Source organism: Filibacter tadaridae (genome assembly GCF_900609045.1).
Taxonomy (GTDB): Bacteria; Bacillota; Bacilli; order Bacillales_A; family Planococcaceae; genus Sporosarcina; species Sporosarcina tadaridae.
On sequence record NZ_UXAV01000018.1, the window covers coordinates 52,273 to 76,124 of the forward strand.

21 protein-coding genes are annotated in these 23,852 nt (G+C 41.8%); 4 read left to right on the plus strand and 17 right to left on the minus strand.

What is annotated here, in order from left to right; all coding sequences use genetic code 11:
- Nucleotides 1-291 precede the first annotated feature (291 nt).
- The gene (locus tag FILTAD_RS02305; protein ID WP_124068891.1) at nt 292-966 is read left to right on the plus strand and encodes an adenine nucleotide alpha hydrolase family protein; all 675 of its coding nucleotides are present in this window, start codon (nt 292-294) and stop codon (nt 964-966) included.
- Nucleotides 967-1,060: 94 nt separating this feature from the next.
- Here FILTAD_RS02305 and murB read toward each other — a convergent pair whose 3' ends face one another.
- On the minus strand, nt 1,061-1,972 hold the full coding sequence (gene murB / locus FILTAD_RS02310) for a UDP-N-acetylmuramate dehydrogenase (protein ID WP_124068892.1): 912 nt from the start codon (nt 1,970-1,972) through the stop codon (nt 1,061-1,063).
- Between the two features lie 211 nt (nt 1,973-2,183).
- Nucleotides 2,184-2,825 (minus strand): DsbA family oxidoreductase, encoded by a 642-nt coding sequence (locus FILTAD_RS02315; RefSeq protein WP_124068893.1) that lies wholly within the window; start codon nt 2,823-2,825, stop codon nt 2,184-2,186.
- Nucleotides 2,826-2,926: 101 nt separating this feature from the next.
- Between FILTAD_RS02315 and FILTAD_RS02320 the strand changes: the two genes are divergently transcribed.
- Complete coding sequence (locus tag FILTAD_RS02320; protein ID WP_124068894.1) at nt 2,927-4,300, plus strand: FAD-dependent oxidoreductase; 1,374 nt, start codon at nt 2,927-2,929, stop codon at nt 4,298-4,300.
- Between the two features lie 543 nt (nt 4,301-4,843).
- Here the strand turns inward: FILTAD_RS02320 and FILTAD_RS02325 are convergent.
- Both FILTAD_RS02325 and FILTAD_RS02330 read right to left on the minus strand, forming a co-directional pair.
- Nucleotides 4,844-5,779, minus strand: coding sequence for a manganese-dependent inorganic pyrophosphatase (locus FILTAD_RS02325; protein ID WP_124068895.1), 936 nt, complete (start codon nt 5,777-5,779; stop codon nt 4,844-4,846).
- Between the two features lie 45 nt (nt 5,780-5,824).
- Nucleotides 5,825-6,268 (minus strand): RrF2 family transcriptional regulator, encoded by a 444-nt coding sequence (locus FILTAD_RS02330; RefSeq protein ID WP_124068896.1) that lies wholly within the window; start codon nt 6,266-6,268, stop codon nt 5,825-5,827.
- Nucleotides 6,269-6,594: 326 nt separating this feature from the next.
- On the opposite strand from FILTAD_RS02330, the gene hmpA reads away from it, so the two are divergent.
- Nucleotides 6,595-7,782 (plus strand): NO-inducible flavohemoprotein, encoded by a 1,188-nt coding sequence (gene hmpA / locus FILTAD_RS02335; RefSeq protein ID WP_124068897.1) that lies wholly within the window; start codon nt 6,595-6,597, stop codon nt 7,780-7,782.
- An 81-nt stretch (nt 7,783-7,863) separates the two neighbouring features.
- Here the strand turns inward: hmpA and FILTAD_RS02340 are convergent, their stop codons facing one another.
- From FILTAD_RS02340 to FILTAD_RS02390, 11 genes are all read right to left on the minus strand, one after another.
- Complete coding sequence (locus FILTAD_RS02340) at nt 7,864-8,919, minus strand: YkvI family membrane protein (RefSeq protein ID WP_124068898.1); 1,056 nt, start codon at nt 8,917-8,919, stop codon at nt 7,864-7,866.
- A 334-nt stretch (nt 8,920-9,253) separates the two neighbouring features.
- A complete protein-coding gene (locus FILTAD_RS02345; protein WP_124068899.1) occupies nt 9,254-9,769 on the minus strand; it encodes a type 1 glutamine amidotransferase domain-containing protein in 516 nt (171 codons plus the stop codon).
- 75 nt (nt 9,770-9,844) lie between these two features.
- Complete coding sequence (locus tag FILTAD_RS02350) at nt 9,845-10,438, minus strand: DNA-3-methyladenine glycosylase (RefSeq protein WP_124068900.1); 594 nt, start codon at nt 10,436-10,438, stop codon at nt 9,845-9,847.
- 167 nt (nt 10,439-10,605) lie between these two features.
- Complete coding sequence (locus tag FILTAD_RS02355; protein WP_124068901.1) at nt 10,606-12,363, minus strand: ABC transporter ATP-binding protein; 1,758 nt, start codon at nt 12,361-12,363, stop codon at nt 10,606-10,608.
- Nucleotides 12,364-12,383: 20 nt separating this feature from the next.
- Nucleotides 12,384-13,031, minus strand: coding sequence for a uracil-DNA glycosylase (locus FILTAD_RS02360; protein WP_124068902.1), 648 nt, complete (start codon nt 13,029-13,031; stop codon nt 12,384-12,386).
- A gap of 317 nt (nt 13,032-13,348) precedes the next feature.
- Nucleotides 13,349-14,554, minus strand: coding sequence for an MFS transporter (locus FILTAD_RS02365; protein WP_415579381.1), 1,206 nt, complete (start codon nt 14,552-14,554; stop codon nt 13,349-13,351).
- Nucleotides 14,555-14,700: 146 nt separating this feature from the next.
- Entirely contained in the window at nt 14,701-15,654 is a 954-nt protein-coding gene (locus tag FILTAD_RS02370; RefSeq protein ID WP_124068904.1) for a siderophore ABC transporter substrate-binding protein, read from the minus strand.
- A gap of 18 nt (nt 15,655-15,672) precedes the next feature.
- A complete protein-coding gene (locus FILTAD_RS02375) occupies nt 15,673-16,434 on the minus strand; it encodes an iron ABC transporter ATP-binding protein (RefSeq protein ID WP_124068905.1) in 762 nt (253 codons plus the stop codon).
- Nucleotides 16,431-17,381 (minus strand): iron chelate uptake ABC transporter family permease subunit, encoded by a 951-nt coding sequence (locus tag FILTAD_RS02380; RefSeq protein ID WP_124068906.1) that lies wholly within the window; start codon nt 17,379-17,381, stop codon nt 16,431-16,433. Before FILTAD_RS02380 ends, FILTAD_RS02375 begins: the two co-directional genes overlap by 4 nt.
- On the minus strand, nt 17,374-18,324 hold the full coding sequence (locus FILTAD_RS02385) for an ABC transporter permease (protein WP_124068907.1): 951 nt from the start codon (nt 18,322-18,324) through the stop codon (nt 17,374-17,376). Before FILTAD_RS02385 ends, FILTAD_RS02380 begins: the two co-directional genes overlap by 8 nt.
- Nucleotides 18,325-18,505: 181 nt before the next feature.
- Nucleotides 18,506-19,384 carry a DUF6612 family protein gene (locus FILTAD_RS02390; RefSeq protein ID WP_124068908.1) on the minus strand — a complete coding sequence of 293 codons (879 nt, stop codon included), beginning with the start codon at nt 19,382-19,384 and terminating at the stop codon, nt 18,506-18,508.
- 232 nt (nt 19,385-19,616) lie between these two features.
- On the opposite strand from FILTAD_RS02390, the gene FILTAD_RS02395 reads away from it, so the two are divergent.
- The gene (locus FILTAD_RS02395; RefSeq protein WP_124068909.1) at nt 19,617-21,335 is read left to right on the plus strand and encodes an ABC transporter ATP-binding protein; all 1,719 of its coding nucleotides are present in this window, start codon (nt 19,617-19,619) and stop codon (nt 21,333-21,335) included.
- Nucleotides 21,336-21,682: 347 nt separating this feature from the next.
- Here FILTAD_RS02395 and hflX read toward each other — a convergent pair whose 3' ends face one another.
- Both hflX and FILTAD_RS02405 read right to left on the minus strand, forming a co-directional pair.
- Nucleotides 21,683-22,954 carry a GTPase HflX gene (hflX, locus tag FILTAD_RS02400; protein WP_124068910.1) on the minus strand — a complete coding sequence of 424 codons (1,272 nt, stop codon included), beginning with the start codon at nt 22,952-22,954 and terminating at the stop codon, nt 21,683-21,685.
- 171 nt (nt 22,955-23,125) lie between these two features.
- Complete coding sequence (locus tag FILTAD_RS02405) at nt 23,126-23,821, minus strand: VOC family protein (protein WP_238988121.1); 696 nt, start codon at nt 23,819-23,821, stop codon at nt 23,126-23,128.
- Nucleotides 23,822-23,852 lie beyond the last annotated feature (31 nt).

Here is a 23,852-nt window from a genome sequence, read left to right on the forward strand (position 1 = left end):
TTTAAGTTTAGGTGGTAGTGATTTTGTTTCAAGTATTTAGTGGACTCGCTTGACTCATACCAAGACAGACGGGATAATAGGTGGTTATAGCTACCAAAACAAAGGGGATATGGATAGGATTACACAATAAATTATACACTATATACAGCTTCTCTGCACTTTGAAACTATTAAAGCAACATTTTCTTGCTATATAAGTGCGTTTCATATACAATGACTTAGTTTTCAAAAGACCGAACTCTTCGTGGGAAATTGCGAGTTAACTAAAATCATTTAAGAGGTGAATACCGTCATGGGTAAAGTGAAAGGTCGTATGGATGAGAGTATTCTCGTTTGTGTTTATTACGGTCCGAATGGTGAACGTCTCATTAGGCGTGGGCATAAAATGGCGAGTATAATGGATTGTCCATTGTATATTTTAACGGTCGATCCGCTTCCGTATGATGAGTTTGATGCAGATAAATCGGATTACGTCGACCGCTGGAAAGAACTAGCCGAAGAATTAGACGTAGAAGAATTTATCATCCGCGACAACGAAAAACGTCCTTCTGCAAAAGTAATTGCGGAAGTCTCACATAAACTGAACATTACGCAAATAATTATCGGTCAAACTGCGCAAAGCAGATGGGAAGAAATCACAAAAGGTTCTTTTATGAATGTATTGTTACGTGAAATCACATTTGTCGATTTCCACGTCGTCTCTGTCGACCGCGCCATCAAAGCTGAAGTGGATGGCATGTTCGAAAAAGGCGTGCGTGCCTACCTTGTCAAAGACGGTGAGGGCTTCCGTGTAAACTTCACACTTACCAAGAATGCTTGTTTCGAGGGAATTTTCTTTAAAGAAACAGGGACAGATTTCAATAACGGGATTTTTAAATTCATGAGTAATCGAAAAATGTGTCAAGTACACATTACAGATGATCAAGTGACTAATCCCACCCTCATCAGCTGTAAAATCAATCAATGAAACAGCAATAAGAAAGCGGACGGCCTCTATAGAGACCGTCCGCTTTTTCGTAATCCTTTTTTCATTTGCAATTGGAGAAGTGCATTTAATCGACTTATTCTTCTCCTACGATTTTCACTTCCAGTTCCAATTCGACACCGAACCGTTCTTTCACTTCCGCCTTCACCATGTCAATCGTCTGAATATAATCCGTTGCAGTCGCCTTGTTTTTATTGATAATAAAACCGGCATGCTTTAGCGAAACCTCAGCACCGCCAAATCCCTTCCCTTGGAGTCCGCTGTCTTGAATCAGCTTACCCGCAAAATAACCCGGCGGCCGTTTAAAAACACTCCCTGCAGAAGGGTATTCAAGAGGCTGCTTGGACTCCCGTTGAAACGTCAAGTCTGCCACTTTCGCATCAATTACTTCCTGATTTCCTTCTTCAAGTTGGAATTCAGCAGAAAGAACATAGTAGCCTTCCGTTGAAATAATACTCTTGCGATAGCCGAGTTCAAGCTGTTCCTTCGTAAGAACGACCCGCTCCCCGGCTTTTGTCAGCGCAACAACTCGAACAATGACGTCTTTTATCTCTCCGCCGTATGCACCAGCATTCATCGCCATCGCCCCCCCGACGGAACCCGGAATTCCACAAGCAAATTCAAGACCGGACAGTGTTGCAGCTGCAGCACGTTTCGATGCATCTATAATATTCGCACCACTTTCAGCAAATATCGTTGTTCCGTCAACTCTGATTTCATCTAGCTGTGCTAAATGAAGGACGATACCCTTCACTCCTCCATCCCGCACAACCATATTCGAACCATTTCCGAGTAGTAGCAACGGAATACCATTATCGTATGCGTAACGCACTGCCAATTCAGTTTCATCTGTAGTTGCAGGAATAACAAGAAGGTCTGCAGAACCCCCCAGTTTTGTCATCGTATATTTACATAACGGCTCATCCAATAAAAGTTTGCCCTGTGTAATAACTGTTTGAAGTTCTTTAAACCATCGATGCTTTGACATCAACATCCATTCCTTTCAATAAAGGGAACTAAAATAATATAGAAAAAATCTTTTCACCTTTAATAGTATGCTTGGGATCGGTTCTTTTGACAAGGAATTATCATTGGTCGCTAGAAAAATTTACGTTTTTAGTTTCTACTCAAAAGAAAAGCAGGACATCTGATTGGGTTCAATCGAATGTCCTGCTTTTGTACATCTTTTATAAATCTAGTTAGATTCCTTCTTCTTCAGCTACTTTTTTCAATGCATCGGCAAATGCCTCTGTTGGCTGGGCGCCCGAAATTGCATACTTTCGGTTGATGACAAAGAAAGGTACCCCTTTAACACCAATCTGTGCAGCTTCTGCTATATCCGCTTTCACATCCGTCGAAAACTCGTCGGAACCCAGTACTTCCTTTGCACGGGCCAAGGAAACGCCAGCTTCTTCCGCGATACGTAGTAATACTTCATCCGTTCCGATTCTTTCTGCATCTACGAAATACGCATGCAATAGTCTTTCCGACATTTGACCTGCAACACCTTCTGTTTCAGCAAGCTTTGCTAATCTGTGGGCATTGAATGTATTTGCCGGGCGCACATTATCATAATCATATTCAAGTCCTACTGATTTCGCTTGAACGACAATATTATCCGTTGCCTGTTTTGCCTCTTCCACGCCCATACCATACTTTTTAGCGAGAACTGTTTGCATCGTTTCATCTGAAGTCATCGGTGAATCTGATGAAAGCTCATACGCTTTGAACACGATTTCCGCCTTTTCTCCAATACCTGTTTCTTTCAATGCTTCTTCCAATCTCCGTTTCCCAATATAACAAAAAGGGCATACATAGTCTGACCACACTTCTATCTTCATTAATTTCACACCTTTCCTTACTTCCATATTAAATTCAACTAAAGTAGGGAACAATGTTTATGCCTACTTCAATACTAACAAGACAAGACGGAGGTTGTTCCATGCCCAATTCATTATGGCTCCAAACTGCTTATCCGCGTGAACAATTCCCGCCACTCACTGAAGATTTACGCTGTGATGTATGTATAGTAGGTGGGGGACTTAGCGGAATTGCAAATGCCTACTTCCTTGCCAAAGAAGGCAAAGACGTTGTTCTAGTTGAAAAAAATACGCTATTGAATGGCGCAACTGGTAATTCAACGGGAAAACTAACTGTCCAGCATGACTTAGTCTATGCAAAACTACTGAAACAATTCGGTTTAGACAATACAAAATTATATTACGAGATAAATGAAGAAGCCGTTCGCCTTGGGAAGTCAATTGCACGTAACGATGAGTTAAAAGTCACAGACTCTATTCTTTATTCCCAATCCAGGCAGGGTACAGAACTATTGAAAAACGAAATGGCGGCTTACAATGAAATTGGAATCCCCGGAGAGTTCGGGCAAAACTCTGAGTTGCCCATCCAAATTGACGCAACGATTACATTAAAAGATGAAAGTCAAATCCACCCTGTTCGATTTGGCCAACGATTAGTAAAATTAGCAGTCGAAGCAGGGGCCCGAATCTACGAAAATACAGATGTCCTATTAATGGATTTGAAGAAGAATTTATTGTTCCTTAAGTCCGAGAATACCATTCAATTCAACGAACTAGTCCTTTGCACTCACTATCCGATTGAGGCAATTAGGGGCATGCAAATCATGAAATTATCGGTTGATCGGTCTTATATCGTATCAGCTGTCGCAGATATGGCGTTACGCAGTCAATACATCGCGGTGGATTCGCCAAAGAGATCTATCCGAACGGCACAAATTGACGGAAGGACTTTTTTCCTTTTATCAGGCGAAAGCCACCAAGCCGGGATGATAGAATATACACAAATCAATTACAATCAGCTCTATCATGAATTGAGGAGTGTATATAGACTGTCGACCATTACAAACGGTTGGTCAGCACAGGATCCCCAGACACCTGATATGATTCCCTATGCAGGTATGATTTCGAGCGGTATGCCACATGTATATATAAGCACGGGCTATCGGAAATGGGGCTTATCGAATTCGCTTGCAAGTGCACGGATTATAAGCGACCTTATCATCGGCAAGACAAATCGGGCTTCTGCCCTTTATTCGCCAGACCGAACTGGGTTCGGCTCATTTTTATTGCAGTCGCTCAAAAATACAGGGCTTGTCGTAAAAGAGTTTGCGGGTGGGCATATCACTCGGATGAACGCGCCTATTTGTACACATATGGGCTGCCGTACAAGGTGGAATGATGGTGATGAAACATGGGATTGTCCCTGTCACGGATCTCGTTTCAGAAAAGACGGTTCTGTACTTGAAGGACCCGCAACAAAACCACTTAATTTGTAAATATCGTTTAGCCCCTTTCCGTTATACCGGCGAAAAGGGGTTTTTATGATGGTATCGGTATGGTCTGCATGGACTGTAAGGACAATCTTTCAAACTGTCATGGCTATTCCTCAAACTGTAAGGGCAATCCCTCAAACTGTCACGGCTCGCGCGAACTGTCATGGCAATTTCTAAAACTCTAAGGGCAATCTCACGAACTGTAAGGGCTATCCTCCAAACTGTCATGGCTTGCGCGAACTGTCATGGCTATTCTTCAAACTGTAAGGGCAATTCTCCAAACTGTCATGGCTTTTCCTCAAACTGTAAGGGCAATCTTCCAAACTGTCATGGCTCGCGCGAACTGTCATGGCTATTCTTCAAACTGTAAGGGCAATCTCGCGAACTGTAAGTGCAATCCCTCAAACTGTCATGGCTCGCGCGAACTGTCATGGCAATTTCATCACAAAAATGCTGCACCATCCAAATGGCACAGCATTTTCTTAAAGATTATAATCGGGTATACTACCAACCCAAATGTATTTCAAAGCACAGAAACTTTTTTCTTCACTCTACATCTTTCAATGCTTCTGTCAATACAGGAACGATTTGTTTCTTCCTTGAGACGACACCTTTCAATGTTGCTGTATTGTTCACTAATGTAACATCGAATGCCGCACTTGCACGATCTGCTTCTTTACCAAGTGCAAGGACGATTGAATCGTTATTCAAAATGTCTGTTACGACGAACAAGAACAAATCAAGTCCCTTTTCCGCAATAACTCGGTATAGTAAATTTTCCAACTCTGGTTGACGTTTCATCACATCGTTGACATCTATTGCGTTAACCTGGGCGATTTCAACTTTCGCTTCATTAATAGCAAATTCTTTCGCATCTAGTTTCACAAGGTCTTCGAGTGTTTTATTGCTCAAATCCGCACCGGCTTTTAGCATGTCCAATCCATACTCAAGCGCATCCACACCTGCCAAGGTAGCCATTTCATCTGCCGCTACCCGGTCTTGTTCCGTAAATGTTGGCGATTTAAACAAAAGCGAGTCCGAAATAAGAGCAGATAACATAAGTCCTGCAATGTTTTTCGGGATTTCCACATTATGCTCTTTATATAACTTATTCAAAATTGTTGCGGTACAACCGACCGGTTCCGCACGGTAATAGAGTGGATCATTCGTTTCGAAGTTCGCGATTCGATGGTGGTCGACAACTTCAATTACACGCACATCGTCAAAATCATCTACGCTTTGTTGCTTTTCGTTGTGATCCACAAGAATGATTTCAGCAACTTCAGGCGCCGCTTTTTCAATCAGGCGTGGCGCTTCGAATCCGAAGTATTCAAGTGCGTATGCTGTTTCGTTATTCACAACACCGATACGTACCGCTTCTGCGTTCATCCCGATTTGCTGTTTAAGATAGGCGTAGCTAATAGCGGACGCAATCGAATCTGTGTCCGGATTTTTATGTCCTGTTACAAAAACTTTTCCCATGTAAAATTACCTCCTGCATTTTTGCTCTTTTCATATCTTATTTTATCACAAAGATCGCCCGAACAAAATCGCTGTCAATTCATCTTCGTTGACGATAAAGTCGGCTATCGTGTAACTATCCAGTACAGATAAATAGGCAACAAGTGCTTCATGTAGAGCACCTTTCAGTTTACAAACCGGGGATAATATACAACTGTTTTTCTCTGAGTTAAAGCATTCGACAAGTTGAAAATCATCTTCCGTCTTCCGTACGAGTTCGCCCACATTAATAAGCTCAGGCTGTACGTTTAAACGGATTCCGCCCCCGCGTCCCCGCGTTGTTTCAATGAGACCCATTTTCCCAAGCTCGTGTACAACCTTCGTCAAATGATTTTTTGATATCGCGTAGGTATCTGAAATTTCTTGGACAGTCGAGATTTTCCCGGTTCCTTTCGCCCCCAAGAAAATAAGCACACGCAAAGAGAAGTCTGTGTACATCGTTAAGTGCATTCGTCTCACCACTCTTTCTATTTCTACATAAGTCAAACAACTAAATAGCTATATTGAACGGATTATAGGCATCTTAAAAAAACACAGTCGAAACCAAAAGTCTGCTGGAAATGCTGTCTAGCCAAGCTTACAGTACCCTCACAGGACCCATAGCATCTTTAAGGGAATTCCCTATTTCTATATATATACTACACTATTTGTGGCGATTCCGTGTTGGAAATGTGACTGAAATCTTAACACTTTTTAAACATGCATTTATTATATAGCTTTAAATATCAGCATGGTTTATTGTTAACTTAACAAAACAAGAAAGGTTGTGCACGCAAATGCTATCACAAGAAACAATCAACATTATCAAATCAACTGTACCCGTTTTGGAACAACACGGGAATACAATTACAACTGTGTTTTATAAAAATATGTTCGAGGCCCGTCCTGAACTTCTCAACATTTTCAATCATGGAAACCAGGCGCAAGGTCGCCAACAGGCCGCTTTAGCAAACACTGTTTATGCTGCCGCTGCTAATATAGACAATCTCGGTGCTATTCTACCTTCCGTTACACAGATTGCACATAAGCATAAATCTTTAGGCATTCAAAAAGACCATTATCCAATCGTCGGCTATTATCTAATTGGTGCTATTAAAGAAGTATTGGGCGATGCTGCAACACCTGAAATTATTACTGCATGGACTGAAGCTTATGAAACAATCGCAAACGTCTTCATAGGCATCGAAAAAGACATGTATTCAAATGCTGTACAAGCGGATGAAGGTTGGGAAACATTCAAGAACTTTATCATTGCGGACAAAGTCGAAGAAAGTGATGTGATCACGTCATTTTACTTGAAGCCTGAAGATGGTAAAAAATTACCTTCATATAAACCAGGTCAATTCATCGGTGTTCGCATCACGATTCCTGGAGAAGAATTCACATTGAACCGTCAATATAGCCTATCACAGGCACCATGTGAAGAAACGTACCGAATATCTATCAAACGTGAAGCAGAGCGTAAACCGCACGGCAAAGTTTCCGTACACCTACATGACAATATGAATATTGGTGACGTAATCGAAGTAAGTGCTCCGTCGGGTGACTTCCACCTCGACACAGAAAAGAATACATCTGTTACGTTGATTAGCGGCGGAGTCGGTATTACTCCGATGATGGCAATGTATGAAACAATCGCAAAAACAACACCTGATCGTCCTGTTTCATTTTTACACTCTGCACGTACCCGCAAACAACATGCGTTCGCTACAACGTTACAAGAGTTGACTAATTCGATGAATGACTCCAACTATGCTGTTCTGTATTCTGAAGAAGGCGATGGATTTATCAACAAAGAGTTTTTGGCTGAACATGTTCTTGAAGGTAGCGATGTCTATGTATGTGGACCAGCACCATTCATGCAAGCTGTCATTAGCGGCTTGTATGCAAATGGGGTCCCTGAAGAAAAAGTACATTTCGAATTCTTCGGTCCTGCTATCCAGCTTGAATTAGCACGCGCATAACACAAAGAGAAACCGTCACATCCAATTGGATGTGACGGTTTCTCTTTTCTCTCCATTATATATTTGCATGTAATGACTGGATTATCTTTTCACTTTCTCAGGCATCCAAAACGATGCGAAAATGAGCGCCGCAACAAGGAACAAACCAAGATAGCCAATTATCGGATAGAATAGGTCAACAAGTTTCGTAAAACCGAAAAAACTTAGCACAAAACCGATAAGTAGTGTAACGAAAACAAATTCCTTAAACTGTATCGTCCCAATTTGAATGAAACGTGCTCCAAACGCATAGAACATGCTGACCGCGGTATTGAAAATCATACCATACAAGATGAACGCCATGAAAATCGCGAGGATCGGTGAAATGTCGTTCATGATTGCCAACATCGGAAAGTCAGCGTCTTTCACAATATCGACTTTAGAGAATATAGCCAAGTGGCTCAACAAAATCAGAACTCCAAGCCCCAGTCCTCCTAAAAAACCACCCCACTTTGCGATTCTTTCATCCTTTTCTGAACCACCCATTACTAGCGCCATCGATACACCTACTGCGATATTAAGTGAAACATAATTAATGGCTGAGATGAACCAGTTAGGTAACGTTGTTGGCACTTCTATCGCAGTTGAATTCAACGAATCAAAAGAAGTATCCATCGTCAGTAAACAATAGATAGAAACGCCCATAACTGAAAGAATAAGAAAGGGAGTTATACTGCCGATAACGCCAATAACTTTATCGACATTGAGTAAAATTGTAAGAAAGACAATCACAACCATCAATAAACTACCTACCAATGGCGGCAAACCAAATTGCTGATTCAAGTTAGAACCTGCGCCCGCAATCATTACGACACCAACGCCAAATAACGTGAGGATAATAATAAAGTCAACAAGTATTCCTAAGTACCGACCACTGATTTTATAAATTACATCTTTATGTGAACTTGTCTGCATGCGGCTTCCCAGCTGCGTCAAAACCATTCCAAGATATGCGAATAAAGCTGTAGAAACAATTGCCCCTATCGTTCCGAGCAAACCGAAGCTTGTAAAGTATTTTAAAATTTCCTGACCGCTAGCAAAACCAGCCCCTACAATGATTCCAATGAAAGCACTTGCTATTTTAAGTATTTTATCCATGACCCCTTCCTTAACTTTTTAACTTTTTAACAACTATATATGTTGACATAAAGAATCCTCCCAACAACGCTCGGCGCTTGGGGATGCCTCCCGCAATAAGCCAGCCAGAAGACCACTGTCAGTCTTATTGCTTCGGCTACCCCGGTAAGGCGCCTTCGCTGGAGATTGCATGTAATCATTCGTTCGACATATATAGGATCGCCAACAATAAAACTGCATTCTTTACGAAGATTGAGGTTCGAGGAGGTTAACCTTCTTATATATAGTATTTACCATAAAAAAAAAGACCAGTACTGGTCTTTTTTCATCTAACTATATGATTGAAAGTACACAATTAGCCATTCAAAATGTTTAGGGACTCCCGATTAAATGCCGGTATATCCTCTGGTGATCGACTTGTCACGAGCTGATTTTGACAGACAACCACTTCTTTATCTGCGTATTTAGCTCCTGCGTTTTCCATATCCACTTTAATCGATTGGTATCCAGTGGCGTCTCTCCCCTCCAACGTTTTTGCCGTAATCAGCAATTGGGGTCCATGACAGATTGCAAATACTGGTTTTTTGGCGTCCATGAATGACCTCGTGAATTTTACAAATCGTTCATCTGCACGTAACTGGTCCGGTGAGAAACCACCCGGTATGAACAGCGCATCGAAGTCTTCGGGTTTAACATCATCAATTCCGTAGTCTATCTTCACTGTCGCCTCATTGCGTTTGCCCTTCACTTCCGTACCTGCTTTTTTCTCGATTGTTTTCACTTCATGACCGGCCTCTCTAAATGCTTTTGCAGGTTCAGTATACTCTGAGTCCTCAAATAGATCCGTAATTAGTGTAGCAATTTTAACCATGTAATCATTACACCCCTTCATAGTCCGTTTTTAATCATCCCTTGCTTCTATACCACTCTCCTCGGCTAACCAAACTCAAGGACGATATTTTGAGACGAATGGATTATCTTTTTCAAAAAAGCGCCACGGATAATCGACGGCTTCTCCTGAGTTGCCGATGCCGACGCGTGGACCAGTAACTACTTCAATCGCCCCCGGACCTTCGGCGATGAATAAAGGTTCTTCAGTCCAATGACGACCGTAGTAATCCATGTTGACACCAAGTGCTTTTGTTAACTTTCCAGGCCCATTTGTCCAATCTTTCATCTTCATATGATTCCCACGGTTATTCCCCATCTGTTCAAGGCCTTCGATGGGTTCTCCAGCACGTATGAGAACTGCATGTGGTGTACCGACAGCTCCGGCAACAACGTTCATCAACGTATGGGTGTGCATTTGATACGTATAGACAAGCCCAGCCCTACCGAACATTACCTCTGTCCGCTTTGTCGGGCGGTTACTGAAACTGTGGGCCGCCTGATCTTCAGGACCGTGATATGCCTCTGTTTCAACAATACGGGCGACAAGTGGCCCATTCTCTAGATTGTGAACAATGTATTGACCTACTAGGTTTTGTGCCAATTCAAGAACAGGTACTTCAAAAAATGAGTCAGAAATCGGTTTATACATCTATCAGCCCTCCGCTATATAGCACATTGTTTCTATAATTTGCAGGAAGAATACAGTATGCCTGAAGAAATTCTTTGCATCCTCGTTCCATCTCGAAAACTTTTTATTCCATTTTCAAAAACGAATCAAAGACTATGCTCCGTTTTCATTCCTTTTCCCTTTTCTGATTAAGATAACCCTTGTCCTTTTGCGAATTCACGATATAATTCATGTTCATTGTACAATTCGCTATGTTTGCCAACGCCTGTAACTTTTCCCTCTTCCAAGAAAATCAATTGATCCGCATGGATAACAGTCGCTAAACGGTGTGCAATAATAAGCGTCGTCCGTCCTTCCATAAGCCGTACTAGCGCTTCTTGTACATGTATTTCAGAACCACTATCCAAGTTCGATGTTGCTTCATCCAACAAAAGAATTTCCGGATTATACAACAACGCTCGTGCAATTGCGATACGTTGACGTTGGCCGCCAGATAATTTCATACCGCGCTCACCGACCAATGTTTCAAATTGATCTGGCATTGCTTCTATGAAGTCGAGTGCATTTGCTGATTGAGCCGCAGCCCGCACTTTTTCTGGAGAAGGTCTTATTTCTAATCCGTATGCAATGTTATCGAGAATTGAGCCACTCAATAAAGGGCTTTCTTGTGAAACGTACCCAATCTTTGCACGCCAATCAGATAATGCAATTGTATTTATGGGGCTTTCACCAATTGAAATTTCTCCGGCAGTCGGTTGATAAAACCGTTCGAGTAAAGAAAACAAAGTCGTTTTCCCGCCGCCACTTGGTCCGACAAATGCCGTAACTGTTCCCGGTTGCGCTTCAAACGTAATTCCTTTAAGCACTTCTTTGCCAGTTTCATATGCGAAATGCACGTTATCAAATCGTATTTTTCCAGAAGGGGCGGCAGGTATACCAGACGGCAATTCACTTTCCATTACAAGTATATGTTGAATTCGTTCCGTTGCTCCAACCGCTTTTTGGAACGAAGTGAAAAATGAAGCCATTTGAGCGAACGGTACAATAATTTGGAACATGAAAAAGATGATGGCTACAAGTGTTCCGGCAGAAAGAGCGCCGCGTGATACTTGCGCACCACCATAGCCGAGTATGACAACCAAAATACTCATCATCGTAAGTGTCATGACTGGCGAAATAACTGCCTGGATTCTCGCTTCTTTCAATCCAAAACCGAATAACGTCCGGATTGCTTTTTCACCTTGTGCAGCCTCGGTCTGCTCCGCCCGATATGCTTTTACCAAACGAATATCCCCTAATACACGGCTCAGATGACCTGAAAACGTTGCCATTTCAGCTTGCGTCCCTTTTGCCACTTTATGCATAATCCGTCCGAGTGGGATAAAGATCGCCATGCTGACAGGAACACTTATCAACATGATAAGCGTCATTTTCCAATCCAAGAAAAAGAGAATAATGATGGATCCGACAATCGAGATAATGCCTGATATGAACGTGACTAAATGATTCGTCACAAGTTCTTTCAAAGTGGTTGTATCTTGTGTAATCCGGCTCATTGTTTCGCCGGTTTCATTTCCATCAAAATACGGTACAGGGAGACGAAGCACCTTATTCCACAGTTTGCTTCTGAGGTCTGCAACAATTGTTTCCCCGATGTAAGTGAGCATATAATGTGAAAAGCCGCCTGTAATTGCCTGCACGACAAAAATTGTGAAGAGCAGAACCGCCGTTTTCCAGCTGAACAATGCGCTCGATAACGTATCGACAAGATCCTTAGTTATAAGTGGAATAACAAGTCCTGCAATTGTTTCTGCCAACGAAAGAATGAGTGCAACAACGGTAACCCCAATCGGCCATTTCAACTTTTTCAGTAACGCAAAAAAGTCTTTAGTAGTAGCTGTTTTCTTCTTTTTCCCCTTTATTTCCACGTTCTTCACTTCTCTCATTCGTTTTGGACTTTTGCCAGTCATTCCATCTCTTTCAGTATGCGTCCAATCTCCAACCAATTTGCTTCCAGATTGGGTCTATGCGAAGGACGATAAAAAATCGATGCCGGGTGAAATGTGGGTACAATCCTATAGTTTTCCGCAGACCATTTGAATGCAGTATCTTCAAGTTCATGTAAGTATTGAACCGGTCGTTCCAACAGTTGTCCATGAAATTGTGTCACTTTCGCTTCTTTTCCCAATAGCCGCTGTAACCCTACATTTCCGAGCGTGACAATCAGTTTCGGCTTTATATTCAATAACTCGTAATCGAGCACTGGTGCATGGGCCAAAATTTCTTTTTGTGTTGGTGGTCGGTTATATTTTCGTTCGGTTAGCGTTCCGTCACGGTTCTTTTTCGTGCCCCATTTGTAGGGCCTACTACGTACAGCACTTGTAATATAAACATCTTCACGCGACAACCCAATTGATGCTAGCGACTTCATTAATTCCTTGCCGGCCCGGCCAATGAACGGAATGCCATCAACCAGTTCAAATTCGCCAGGGGCCTCTCCAATGAGCATAAGTTCGGGTTCTTTCGGGCCTTCTCCATAAACGAATCCTTCCACGGGAAAACCTTCTATTCGCTGCTTACCTAGATCTGCAATCGATTCAGGGATACGGAACATCGGACCACTCTTTTCGTTTTACTTCATTCTAACAAAAGAAGTCCTTCCTGCTAAAGGAAAGGCTTTTTTTGCAGAATGAAATACTTTACTTTGTCACTGCTTGGAATCTGGTTATCACCGGCACACTTCACTTTACCACCGCCATGAACCTGGTTATCACCGACTCAACTCACTTTATCACCGCCACAGACCTGTTTATCACCACCTCACATGTGCAACACAATAATTCAAAACGTGGATACACATATTTTTTCAGAATTAAAAAGACTACCCCTTACGCCAAGTAAAATTTGGCGCAACGAGCAGCCTTTCATCTTTCATTCCAATTCCATTTGTTTCGTTTCTGTCCCTAAAAGTACTACCGCTATAACACCAATAACGATTGTGCCGCAGAAGATACCGAAGATGATACCGAAATCATAGCCAGCCGCTAGCAAAGAACCGACAAGAAGTGGTCCGAAAATGCCGCCAATCCGTCCGACCGCTGCAGCCATACCGGAACCTGTTGCACGAATAGCTGTCGGGTACTGTTCCGGGGAATAAGCGTATAAAGCACCCCAAGCACCTAAGTTGAAGAATGACAGCAATGCACCTGAAATAAGAAGCATCGGTAATGTATCTGCATTTCCAAAAAAGAGTGCACTCGCTGCAGTTCCAAGAAGATATGTAGCGAGAACAAACTTCCGGCCTGCTTTTTCAATCAACCAAGCGGCTGAAAAGTAGCCTGGCAACTGAGCTAAAGTCATGATGAGCACATAGCCGAAACTCTTAATAAGTCCAAAACCTTTTAGCACCATGACACTTGGTAACCAAAGGAACATGCCATAATACGAAAAGACAACGGTGAACCAAACTATCCACAACATAAGTGTTCTTCGTACATACTTTTTTGACCATAGGCTTTTCAGTTTCTCAATAACGGATTGCTTTGGTTCACCCTCTGTTTCAAACTTTGGTGAGTCGGGTAATTTACGACGCAAATAAATCGCATAAAATGCTGGCAGTGCCGTAATAATCAGTGCCACTCTCCAACCGAATTCAGGGATGATAAAGTACGCTATCAATGCGGCTAATAACCATCCCGCTGCCCAAAAACTTTCCAACAAAACAACAACTCGTCCTCGTTCGTGTGCCGCTACACTTTCAGAAACGAGTGTTGACGCAACAGGTAATTCTCCGCCAAGTCCCGCTCCGACAAAAAAGCGTAGAACTAGAAATGCGGCAAGCGTTGTGGTTAATGCGGACAATCCACTTGCTACAGAGAACAAAACAAGTGTCATCATGAATACATTCTTACGTCCGACCCGGTCCGCTAGTAATCCAAAGCCGAATGCACCAACGGCCATACCAATCGAGTTGACACTACCAATCCAACCCATTTCAGTCGGTGTCAACTGCCACTCAACCGCAATTGCCGCGATAACGAATGATAAAATACCAACGTCCATCGCATCGAATAACCAACCGGTACCTGCAAGAGCAAGTAATTTATTTCTCGATATCTGCTTTTTCTTTTGTTTCACAATCAATTCCCCCACATGAGTATACTGGTGTAAAGACACTAGTTAACTATAAGCCAAGAAACGGTTCGTGACAAGAGCCTTTTCAAAAATTAAATACAAAAAAAACCGCCATCCATTATACAGGATGACGATTCTTTCACTTCTTTTTATAAGCTAGCATCGATTTCTTTGACCATTTCCTTCATAGATAGAAGACCGCCACCAGAGAGATACCAGTAGTCCGCATTCAAGTATATGATCTTATCATTTTTATAAGCATTCGTTTTCTTTACCAATTCATTTTCAATCGAATCTTTTGCACTTGCATCTCCGCCGATTGCTGCATCACGGTCTACTACAAAGAGAACATCTGGGTTTGTTTCCATAATATATTCAAAAGTAATATTTTGACCGTGTGTGGATACTTCAATCTTTTCATCAGCTGCTTTATAACCGAATACATCATGAATTAGTCCAAAACGTGAGCTCGGCCCATACGCACTTACTTTCCCTTCACTACCTAGGATAATCAATGCCTTTGAATCAGATGCTGCGGTTTTTTCATTGATAGCTTCGATTTGCTTATCAATGTCAGCAAGCTCACTTTTCACTTCGTCCTCTTTACCAAATATTTCGCCGACCAATTCCATATTGTGTTTGAATGAATCCATGTAATTTGATGCATCTATTCCTACATAGACAGTTGGTGCAATTTCGCTTAGTTCTTTGTACATCTCAGCTTGGCGTCCGGAAATGAAGATGACATCCGGTTTCAAAGCATGGATTTTTTCAAGGTCAGGTTCTTTTAAACTTCCTAGGTTCGCGTACTTTTCATCTTCATATTTCGAAAGGTATGCAGGAATGTTCGCTTGTGGAAGGCCTGCTACTTCAATCCCCAGTTCGTCGAATGTATCGAGTAGCCCGAAATCGAAAACAACAACTTTTTTCGGGTTTTTCTTAACTTCTACAGCTTCTTCGCTAAGTTCATGGGTAACTTTGATCGTTTCAATATCTTTCGTGTCCGTTGCTGAAGTCTCGGGTTTCTTATCATCTTTTGTTCCGCATGCAGCAAGCATAGCCAATAATGTGAACATGATTAGTGTCATTGTAATTTTCTTCATCAGTATCATCCTTTGGGTTTAAGAGTTAAAGTACACGCATATACGACAATTCTTCATTTGTTTTATAGGTATATCCATATCATAAATCTCCTTTAATACATCGGAGTTTATAATATCATCAGTTGTTCCATCTTTGACGATGTGTCCATCTTTAAGCGCTACAATTCTATCTGAATAGACAGATGCGAAGTTGATGTCATGTAAAACGATGACGACTGTTTTACCAAGTTCATCAACAAGTCTTCTTAGGATTTTCATTATCTGAACAGAGTGCTTCATATCCAAGTTGTTCAATGGTTCGTCCAACAGGATATAATCTGTATCCTGGGCGATGACCATGGCGATAAATGCGCGTTGTCGTTGCCCGCCCGATAATTCATCGAGGTAATCATGTTGCATCCCCATCAAATCCATATAATCCATCGACTGATTCACGATACGTAAATCTTCAGCTGTTAGTCTTCCTCTGGAATGTGGAAATCGACCGAATGATACAAGCTCACGTATCGTCAATTTGACGTTCATGAAGTTCGATTGCTTTAGAATTGAAACTCGTTTTGAAAACTCATTCGATTTCATACGTTTGACATTGTCATTATCAACAATCACTTCACCCGTATCCGCATCTAAAAGTCTGCTCACCATTGAGAGAAGTGTCGATTTACCAGCACCATTCGGGCCGATGAAGGACGTGATCTTTCCACGATGAATATTTACATTGGCCTTTTCAACGACGGCCTTTTTCCCATAAAACTTTGAAAGTTCACGGACTTGGATCATGTAGATCGACTCTCCTTTAATAGTAAGTAGATAAAGTAAATACCACCGATGAAATTGACGATAACACTCAGTGTTGTTGAAAACGTGAATACCCGTTCGACAACCCATTGTCCCCCAATGAGGGCAATGATACTCATAATAGATGCGCCAGTGATAAGTATGGAATGCTTATATGTTTTGAAAAACTGGTAGGACAGATTCGCGACGATCAAACCGAAAAAGGTAATAGGTCCGACAAGTGCAGTCGAAACTGCAATAAGAATCGCTGACAGGATAAGCATCGTTTTGACGACTCTATCGTAAGAGACCCCAAGGTTTATGGCGGTGTCTCTGCCTAGAGACAAGACGTCCAAGTCATGGATGGATCTCCATCCGATGACAAAGCAGATAAAGATAATTCCGAGTGCCCACCAAACAAGATCCCCACTGATATTATTGAAACTGGCGAACATCTTATCCTGGACCCGCATGAATTCATTCGGATCGATGAGCACTTGCAGGAATGTCGAGATGCTTCCGAAAAAAGTACCTACGATGATACCTACAAGAAGCAGTAAATAAATCTGTTGCTTACCCCCTTTGAAAAGGAAGCGATAGAGTAGCAGCGCAAATACAATCATTGCCGAAACCGACAAAATAAAATTCACATGTTTGTTAACAATCGCTACATGCCCCGATCCAAGGAAGAAAATAATTACTGTCTGTAATAGTATATAAAGTGAATCCAATCCCATAATACTCGGTGTCAGAATACGGTTATGCGTAATCGTTTGAAAAATGACAGTTGAATAAGCAATTGCTACACCAGTGATGGCCATTGCCAATACTTTTATACCGCGACGCGGCAATGCATAGTCATAGCTTCCATTCAAACCGTGGAATAGATAGAGTCCACAGAAAGCAGCAGCAATTACGGATAGAATAATGAGCTTGGTTGAGTTACGCATATGCCTTCCTCCTAAACAGCAAGTATAGGAAGATACCACTGCCGATGACACCGACCATCAAGCTGATAGAGATTTCGTAAGGATAGATGAGTACTCTCCCCAAAATATCACAGACGATTAAGAAAATCGCACCCAATAGTGCAGTATGCGGCAACGTTTTTTGTAAGTGATCCCCTTTGAATATTGAGACAATATTCGGGATAATAAGACCAAGAAACGGTATCACACCAACCGTTAGCACAACAGTTGTCGTAATAAGCGCAACAAGTATAAGTCCTAGATTAACAACACGTTTATAAGCAAGTCCCAGATTTTTTGAGAAATCCTCCCCCATTCCTGCTACCGTGAATCGGTTTGCATAGAGATAGGTGACGATCAGCACCGGAATGCTTATGTATAGAAGTTCGTACCGCCCTTTCATAATCATCGAAAAATCACCTTGCAACCATGCTGACATATTTTGAATGACATTCGCTTTATATGCGAAAAACGTTGCAATGGAAGACAAAATATTACCGAACATCAATCCGACAAGTGGGATGAAAATCGCGTCCTTGAATTTAATGCGATCCAAGATTTGCATGAACAGCAGCGTGCCGGCAAGCGCGAATGCAAAAGCGACAACCATCTTTTCAATCGTAGAGGCGTTCGTGAACAGTAGCATCGAGACAAGAATTCCAAGCCGTGTAGCATCAAGCGTACCTGCTGTTGTCGGCGAAACAAATTTGTTCCTGCTCAACTGTTGCATAATAAGACCTGCGATACTCATCCCGGCGCCTGCTAAGAGGATGGCAACTAGTCTTGGCACTCGGCTGATTAAGAAAACTTCCATTTCGTCCGATTTGAAATTAAGCAGATCCAACGGCGTGATGTGGCTCACTCCTACAAAAAGTGATAGGAATGAAAGAATGATTAATGTAATGATCATGTAACGTATTTTCATGGGTATTCCCCGATATCGATTATTTGCATCTAAATGAGAATCCTTAAATGAAAACCATTATCATTTAGCTACAAAATCAATTATAGCATGTTAGATTGCTGTGTCAATTAATAAATGAAAACGATTATCAATGAGAAAAATGCATAAAAAAAAGCCGGTAGTTTTACCCGGCGTTCGCTAGTCACTGCCCATTCATCTCTCCTATATCGACAGTTTTATCAAGTACTTCCTGTGGAACTTTAATCGTATCGATTTCGTTGATTTTGCTTATAACAGCATTCATCTTCTGAACAATGTGCATTTCGTTGCCCTCGATTGTCATCGTCATATCCATATCCATATCGAATGCGTTTGTATAAAACGTCTTTTTATCGATGAAAATTTTGTAGTTTAGTTTTTCCACTTTCATGTTCTTCATCATTTCAGTTTCCTCTTCACCCATTTCCATACCTGCTGGCATATTATCGGCTACCGTCTTTTGAATTAGGCTAGTGAATTTCTCCCCCGATGCAACAAGTGTAAGAATATATTCATCGTCTGTTTGTTCAAATTCAAAGTCTTCAACGAAGTCTTTAAACATTTTCATGTCCAGCGTCGGGTCTGCACCGTTACCCATTTGAGCCATCATATCTTCAGACATCCCAGCAGGCATTTTCAACCATTGGTCATTTTCAGGATCATGCATGAAGAACCCTTCTTCTGTCATATAAATCTCTGTATCCATTGTGCCTTGTTCACCCATGTCCATGGACATCTTCTGATACATGGCAAGCGGATCCACTATCATGTCCATATCCATTTTGATAGTACTAGTCATGTTGAAATCTTCGCTTGGTACTTCAATCGCTTGATCGATATCCATTTTAGCATGCATACTCTTTTGCTCTTCAGATGCTGCTATCACTTTTTCGTATACTTCTTGCGCAGTCATTTTGCTCTCGTTTTGAACTTCCACTTTCTTTCCTGTTTCCGGATCCTTTTTCGGCTCTGCAGTTGTGTTGCATGCACTAAGTCCAAGTACAAGGACTCCGGCTGCTATCCCCTTAATCCAATTCTTCATGTTATTCGCTTCCTTCCATTTAGTAAATTATGCTACATCTAATCATACGGAACAAAAAGAGAAGGGTTCCATCTATTTTGTTAAACTAAGACTTTTGAATACTTTTGCTCATAAAATGTATCCCTTCTTACGACCCACCAATTATTGTTTCGGTTTTAGAAATTAAAGGTCGTTTTCTATAACAGAATCCGCTATACTTGCCAATAACGAAGAAAAAGGGGATTCGATATATATGTTGAAAAAGTTTTTTTCATATTACAAGCCGCATAAACGTTTGTTTATCATCGACTTTTCAAGTGCAGTTTTTGTGGCTTTACTTGAACTCGCTTTTCCTATGGCAGTTCAATGGTTCATCGATGAATTGTTGCCAAAAGGTGATTGGAGTAAAATCATCACGATCAGCGTTCTTTTACTAGTTGTCTACCTATTGAGCACGTTCTTACAATATATCGTCAGCTATCTAGGTCATAAACTAGGCATCAATATCGAAACGGACATGCGTCAGCAACTGTTCAATCATGTCCACCGCCAATCATTCCGTTTCTTTGACAATACAAAAACCGGTCATTTAATGAGTCGGATTACAAATGACTTATTTGATATCGGGGAACTCGCCCACCACGGTCCCGAAGATGTATTCATCGCATTTCTAACACTTATAGGTGCATTCATACTTATGTATACCATCAATCCCGAACTTGCAATCATTGCTATTTTAATGGTGCCATTCCTAATCGTGCTGGTTACGTTTTGTAATATCAAGATGAACGCAGCGTGGCAAAACATGTATGGGAAAATTGCGGATGTGAATGCGCGGGTAGAAGATTCCGTTTCAGGTGCACGCGTTGTCAAATCCTTCACAAATGAGAAATTTGAAATGGCACGTTTTCATACAGATAACGGTAATTTTAGGATTGCCAAACTTGTCGCCTACAACGTAATGGCTTGGACGCATTCCAGCATTTATATGACGACCCGCCTCGTCACACTCATCGTCCTTATTGTGGGTGCCTGGTTTACACTGAACGATAAGTTGTTAATTGGTGAACTGGTAAGCTTTATCTTATTCGTTAATATCCTTATCAAACCGGTTGATAAAATAAGCGCATTACTTGAATTGTATCCAAAAGGGATGGCCGGGTTCCAACGATTCCTTGATTTGATCGATGAGGAACCTGAAATTTTGGATTGCAAAGATGCAATCACCGTACCACGTCTACAAGGGAATATCACTTTCGACAATGTCTATTTCAGTTATGAAGGTGAAAAAACCGTTTTAAATGGCATCGACTTATCTGTCCGCGCGGGACAAACAATTGCCTTTGTAGGTCCTTCAGGCGCGGGGAAAACGACGATTTGTTCACTCATTCCACGTTTCTATGACGTCAATGAAGGTGCTATAACAATCGACGGTATCGATGTTCGGAATATGACCCAGCATTCACTACGCTCACAAATCGGTATTGTTCAGCAGGACGTATTCCTATTTACTGGTACGGTTAAGGAAAATATCGCATATGGAAAATTGGATGCGTCTGATGCTGAAATATTCAAAGCTGCAAATCGGGCCCATCTTGACGAGTTTATCTCCAAATTGCCGGATGGTTATGAAACGCAGATTGGTGAGCGTGGATTAAAGCTGTCGGGCGGACAGAAACAACGCCTTGCAATTGCTCGTATGTTCCTGAAAAACCCACCCATCCTTATTTTGGATGAGGCAACATCTGCACTCGATACAGAAACCGAACGCATCATACAACAATCGCTCGCCGAACTCTCAGAAAATCGTACGACATTGGTCATTGCACATCGATTGGCCACAATTCGTGATGCAGATCGTGTAGTAGTTATCACTGAAAACGGTATTGCTGAAGATGGCAAGTACGATGAACTCGTAAATCATGGCGGTGTTTTTGCCCGGTTGCATAATATTCAATTTCAGAAGGTTTAACAAGTAAGAAAGCGGGTATACTACAATTATCCCACCCCCTTTCTCTTAGATAGAAGAAAGCTGCACCGCAGGACCAATAAGGTCATGCGGTGCAGCTTATTTTATGTCCAGCTTCTGCGCCTAGCCCCTCGAGTCACTTCGGTTTCGAAAGCAATGGCAAAGTACGCCATTGTTTTCGAAACCTCCAGTGCTTGTCGGGGCTGACATAGGCGCAGAAGCTTTTCTTTTTGTCCAGCTTCTGCGCCTAGGGGCTCGGGTCATAAGCCGGCACGGCTATGCGGCAAAGTGCGCCGCCTTTCCGTTCCGGCTTATGCCTGTCGCCCCTGTTCAAGGCGCAGAAGCTTTTCTTAGTGACTAATTATGAATTCTTCTATTTTTTTTCGATCTGCCGCATTCATTTCTACGGTCATTAATGTTCCTTCTTCTTCATATGACGTTGTTTTGACATTTGCTTTATCATTTAAAAAAGCGACAATATCGCCACGGTCGAATGGAATAAGCAGTTTACACGTTGTATACTGGCCGAAAATATGTCTTTTTATCAATTCAATGAGCTCGTTTAGTCCTTTGCCTTCCTTTGCGGAAAGCCAGATGCTATTATCACTCACTTTGGGATAAGGGATTTCTGCAAGATCTGCTTTATTGTAAATATTAAGGGTGGATACATTTTGCACACCAACGTCTTGCAGTGTGTCATTCGTTACTTCCATCATATAGTCGTGTTCTGAATTCGACACATCAACGACATGGAGAAGTAAATCTGCATCGCGTGCTTCTTCCAATGTTGAACGGAATGCTTTTACAAGATGATGCGGAAGTTTCGAGACGAAACCGACCGTATCCGTCAATATGAATTCTTTATTATCCGCAAGTTCCACTTTCCGCACAGACGTATCGAGCGTTGCAAATAACATATTTTCTTCAAATACTTGTTTCGCGTTGTCCCCATCCATTTTCTTCAGTAATTGATTCATCAATGTTGACTTTCCTGCATTTGTATAGCCGACGATTGAAACGACGGGCGTGCCACTTTTCTTGCGTTGTTTACGTTGCGTTTCGCGTTGATCTTTTACATGATTGAGATCATGGCCCAATTTAGCAATCTGGTCTTCAATTTTCCGACGGTCCAGCTCAAGCTTTGTTTCCCCGGCACCCTTATTTTGAAGACCGCCGCCCGTGCCTCCTCCTTGTCTGCCGAGTGATGCACGTAAACCGACGAGTCTAGGAAGCATGTAATGAAGTTGGGCCAGTTCAACTTGCATCCGTGCTTCGCTAGTTTTTGCGCGTCTTGCAAATATGTCCAGGATTAGCATTGTACGATCGATGACTTTACAATTCAGCTCTTGTTCTATATTTCGAATCTGCGACGGCGAAAGTTCATCGTTGAATATGATTAAGTTCGCATCCAATTCCTCATAATAGTTTTGAATTTCATCAATTTTCCCTTTTCCAACATAATGACCCGCATGGCGTCGCTCCATTTTTTGCGTTACTTCTCCAACGACTTCGACGTCAAGCGCTTCAGCAAGGTTTTTCAATTCTTCCATTGCATATTCGAAATGCTCGTCTTTTTGTTCATGCACCCCAACAAGTATTGCACGTTCTTGTAACGTATCCATATAATGTCTCCTCTCCTGGCAATAATAGATGACTCCATACTGCTGTAAAAAATTACGACTATATATGTTGAAATAAAGAATCCTCTCAACAACGCTCGGCACTTGGGGATGCCTCCCGTGGGAGATTATACTGAATCATTCGGTCAACATATATAGTTTTCCCTGACTACTTCATTTAGTCTGTTCAACTACAACATCCGTCAACCTATCTTTACCACCTTTTTGCCCGCTAAACCTTAACAGGCTATTCGATAATACGATAGTGCTGTCCTGACCCACTTTTTTTGCTACCAAGTGCGCCCAACTCGCTGCCATTTTTTGTGGGTTACTGACTTTAAATACACACTCCTTAATTTCACTTTTTTCATTCTCATGTGTAATTGTTCCATCATTACGAAGCATGGTCAAACGTGATTCTTCTGTATCCTCCCACTCAATGAAAAAAGGCATCGGCAATTCATCCGAAATGATTTGATCCACAAACAGCATTTTCCATTTTCGAAGATTGCCATCTGCCGTTTTCCGTTCAGCGGCAAGCACACCCGACGTGCGGAAACCCTTGTTTTTAATCTCTTCGTTAAATGATTCGATGTCTTCAACCGATAGACAAACCGTTCCCCATCCCTCATTCTCCTGGAGATCGTTCAGCAACAGATCAGTCAAAGGGTGCTTCGCTTCTCTCGCTATACCCAATCTTTCAACTGAAAGCCATTCAATATAAGCGTTTTTTACGTAAAGAAGTGCATTATGCGTTCCCCACTTTTCATGACGACCACCCACTACCGCATGTTGTCCATTTGCCCGCTGTTCCTCAACAATTTGTGTTGAAGGCTTATATGTGAAGTAAACGACATGATCTAGTTTCAATGGAAGTACCCCTTTCTTCATCTGTAAAAGT

What these genes read in the sequence shown, in the direction of transcription:
- FILTAD_RS02380 (WP_124068906.1), bottom strand. Translation starts at nt 17,381, where the DNA reads ATGCGTAACTCAACCAAGCTCATTATTCTATCCGTAATTGCTGCTGCT.
- FILTAD_RS02390 (WP_124068908.1), bottom strand. Translation starts at nt 19,384, where the DNA reads ATGAAGAATTGGATTAAGGGGATAGCAGCCGGAGTCCTTGTACTTGGA.
- FILTAD_RS02345 (WP_124068899.1), bottom strand. Translation starts at nt 9,769, where the DNA reads ATGGTTAAAATTGCTACACTAATTACGGATCTATTTGAGGACTCAGAG.
- hflX (WP_124068910.1), bottom strand. Translation starts at nt 22,954, where the DNA reads ATGGATACGTTACAAGAACGTGCAATACTTGTTGGGGTGCATGAACAA.
- FILTAD_RS02315 (WP_124068893.1), bottom strand. Translation starts at nt 2,825, where the DNA reads ATGAAGATAGAAGTGTGGTCAGACTATGTATGCCCTTTTTGTTATATT.
- FILTAD_RS02385 (WP_124068907.1), bottom strand. Translation starts at nt 18,324, where the DNA reads ATGAAAATACGTTACATGATCATTACATTAATCATTCTTTCATTCCTA.
- FILTAD_RS02375 (WP_124068905.1), bottom strand. Translation starts at nt 16,434, where the DNA reads ATGATCCAAGTCCGTGAACTTTCAAAGTTTTATGGGAAAAAGGCCGTC.
- FILTAD_RS02355 (WP_124068901.1), bottom strand. Translation starts at nt 12,363, where the DNA reads ATGAGAGAAGTGAAGAACGTGGAAATAAAGGGGAAAAAGAAGAAAACA.
- FILTAD_RS02350 (WP_124068900.1), bottom strand. Translation starts at nt 10,438, where the DNA reads ATGTATAAACCGATTTCTGACTCATTTTTTGAAGTACCTGTTCTTGAA.
- FILTAD_RS02330 (WP_124068896.1), bottom strand. Translation starts at nt 6,268, where the DNA reads ATGCACTTAACGATGTACACAGACTTCTCTTTGCGTGTGCTTATTTTC.
- FILTAD_RS02305 (WP_124068891.1), top strand. Translation starts at nt 292, where the DNA reads ATGGGTAAAGTGAAAGGTCGTATGGATGAGAGTATTCTCGTTTGTGTT.
- murB (WP_124068892.1), bottom strand. Translation starts at nt 1,972, where the DNA reads ATGTCAAAGCATCGATGGTTTAAAGAACTTCAAACAGTTATTACACAG.
- hmpA (WP_124068897.1), top strand. Translation starts at nt 6,595, where the DNA reads ATGCTATCACAAGAAACAATCAACATTATCAAATCAACTGTACCCGTT.
- FILTAD_RS02395 (WP_124068909.1), top strand. Translation starts at nt 19,617, where the DNA reads ATGTTGAAAAAGTTTTTTTCATATTACAAGCCGCATAAACGTTTGTTT.
- FILTAD_RS02340 (WP_124068898.1), bottom strand. Translation starts at nt 8,919, where the DNA reads ATGGATAAAATACTTAAAATAGCAAGTGCTTTCATTGGAATCATTGTA.
- FILTAD_RS02325 (WP_124068895.1), bottom strand. Translation starts at nt 5,779, where the DNA reads ATGGGAAAAGTTTTTGTAACAGGACATAAAAATCCGGACACAGATTCG.
- FILTAD_RS02360 (WP_124068902.1), bottom strand. Translation starts at nt 13,031, where the DNA reads ATGTTCCGTATCCCTGAATCGATTGCAGATCTAGGTAAGCAGCGAATA.
- FILTAD_RS02370 (WP_124068904.1), bottom strand. Translation starts at nt 15,654, where the DNA reads ATGAAGAAAATTACAATGACACTAATCATGTTCACATTATTGGCTATG.
- FILTAD_RS02320 (WP_124068894.1), top strand. Translation starts at nt 2,927, where the DNA reads ATGCCCAATTCATTATGGCTCCAAACTGCTTATCCGCGTGAACAATTC.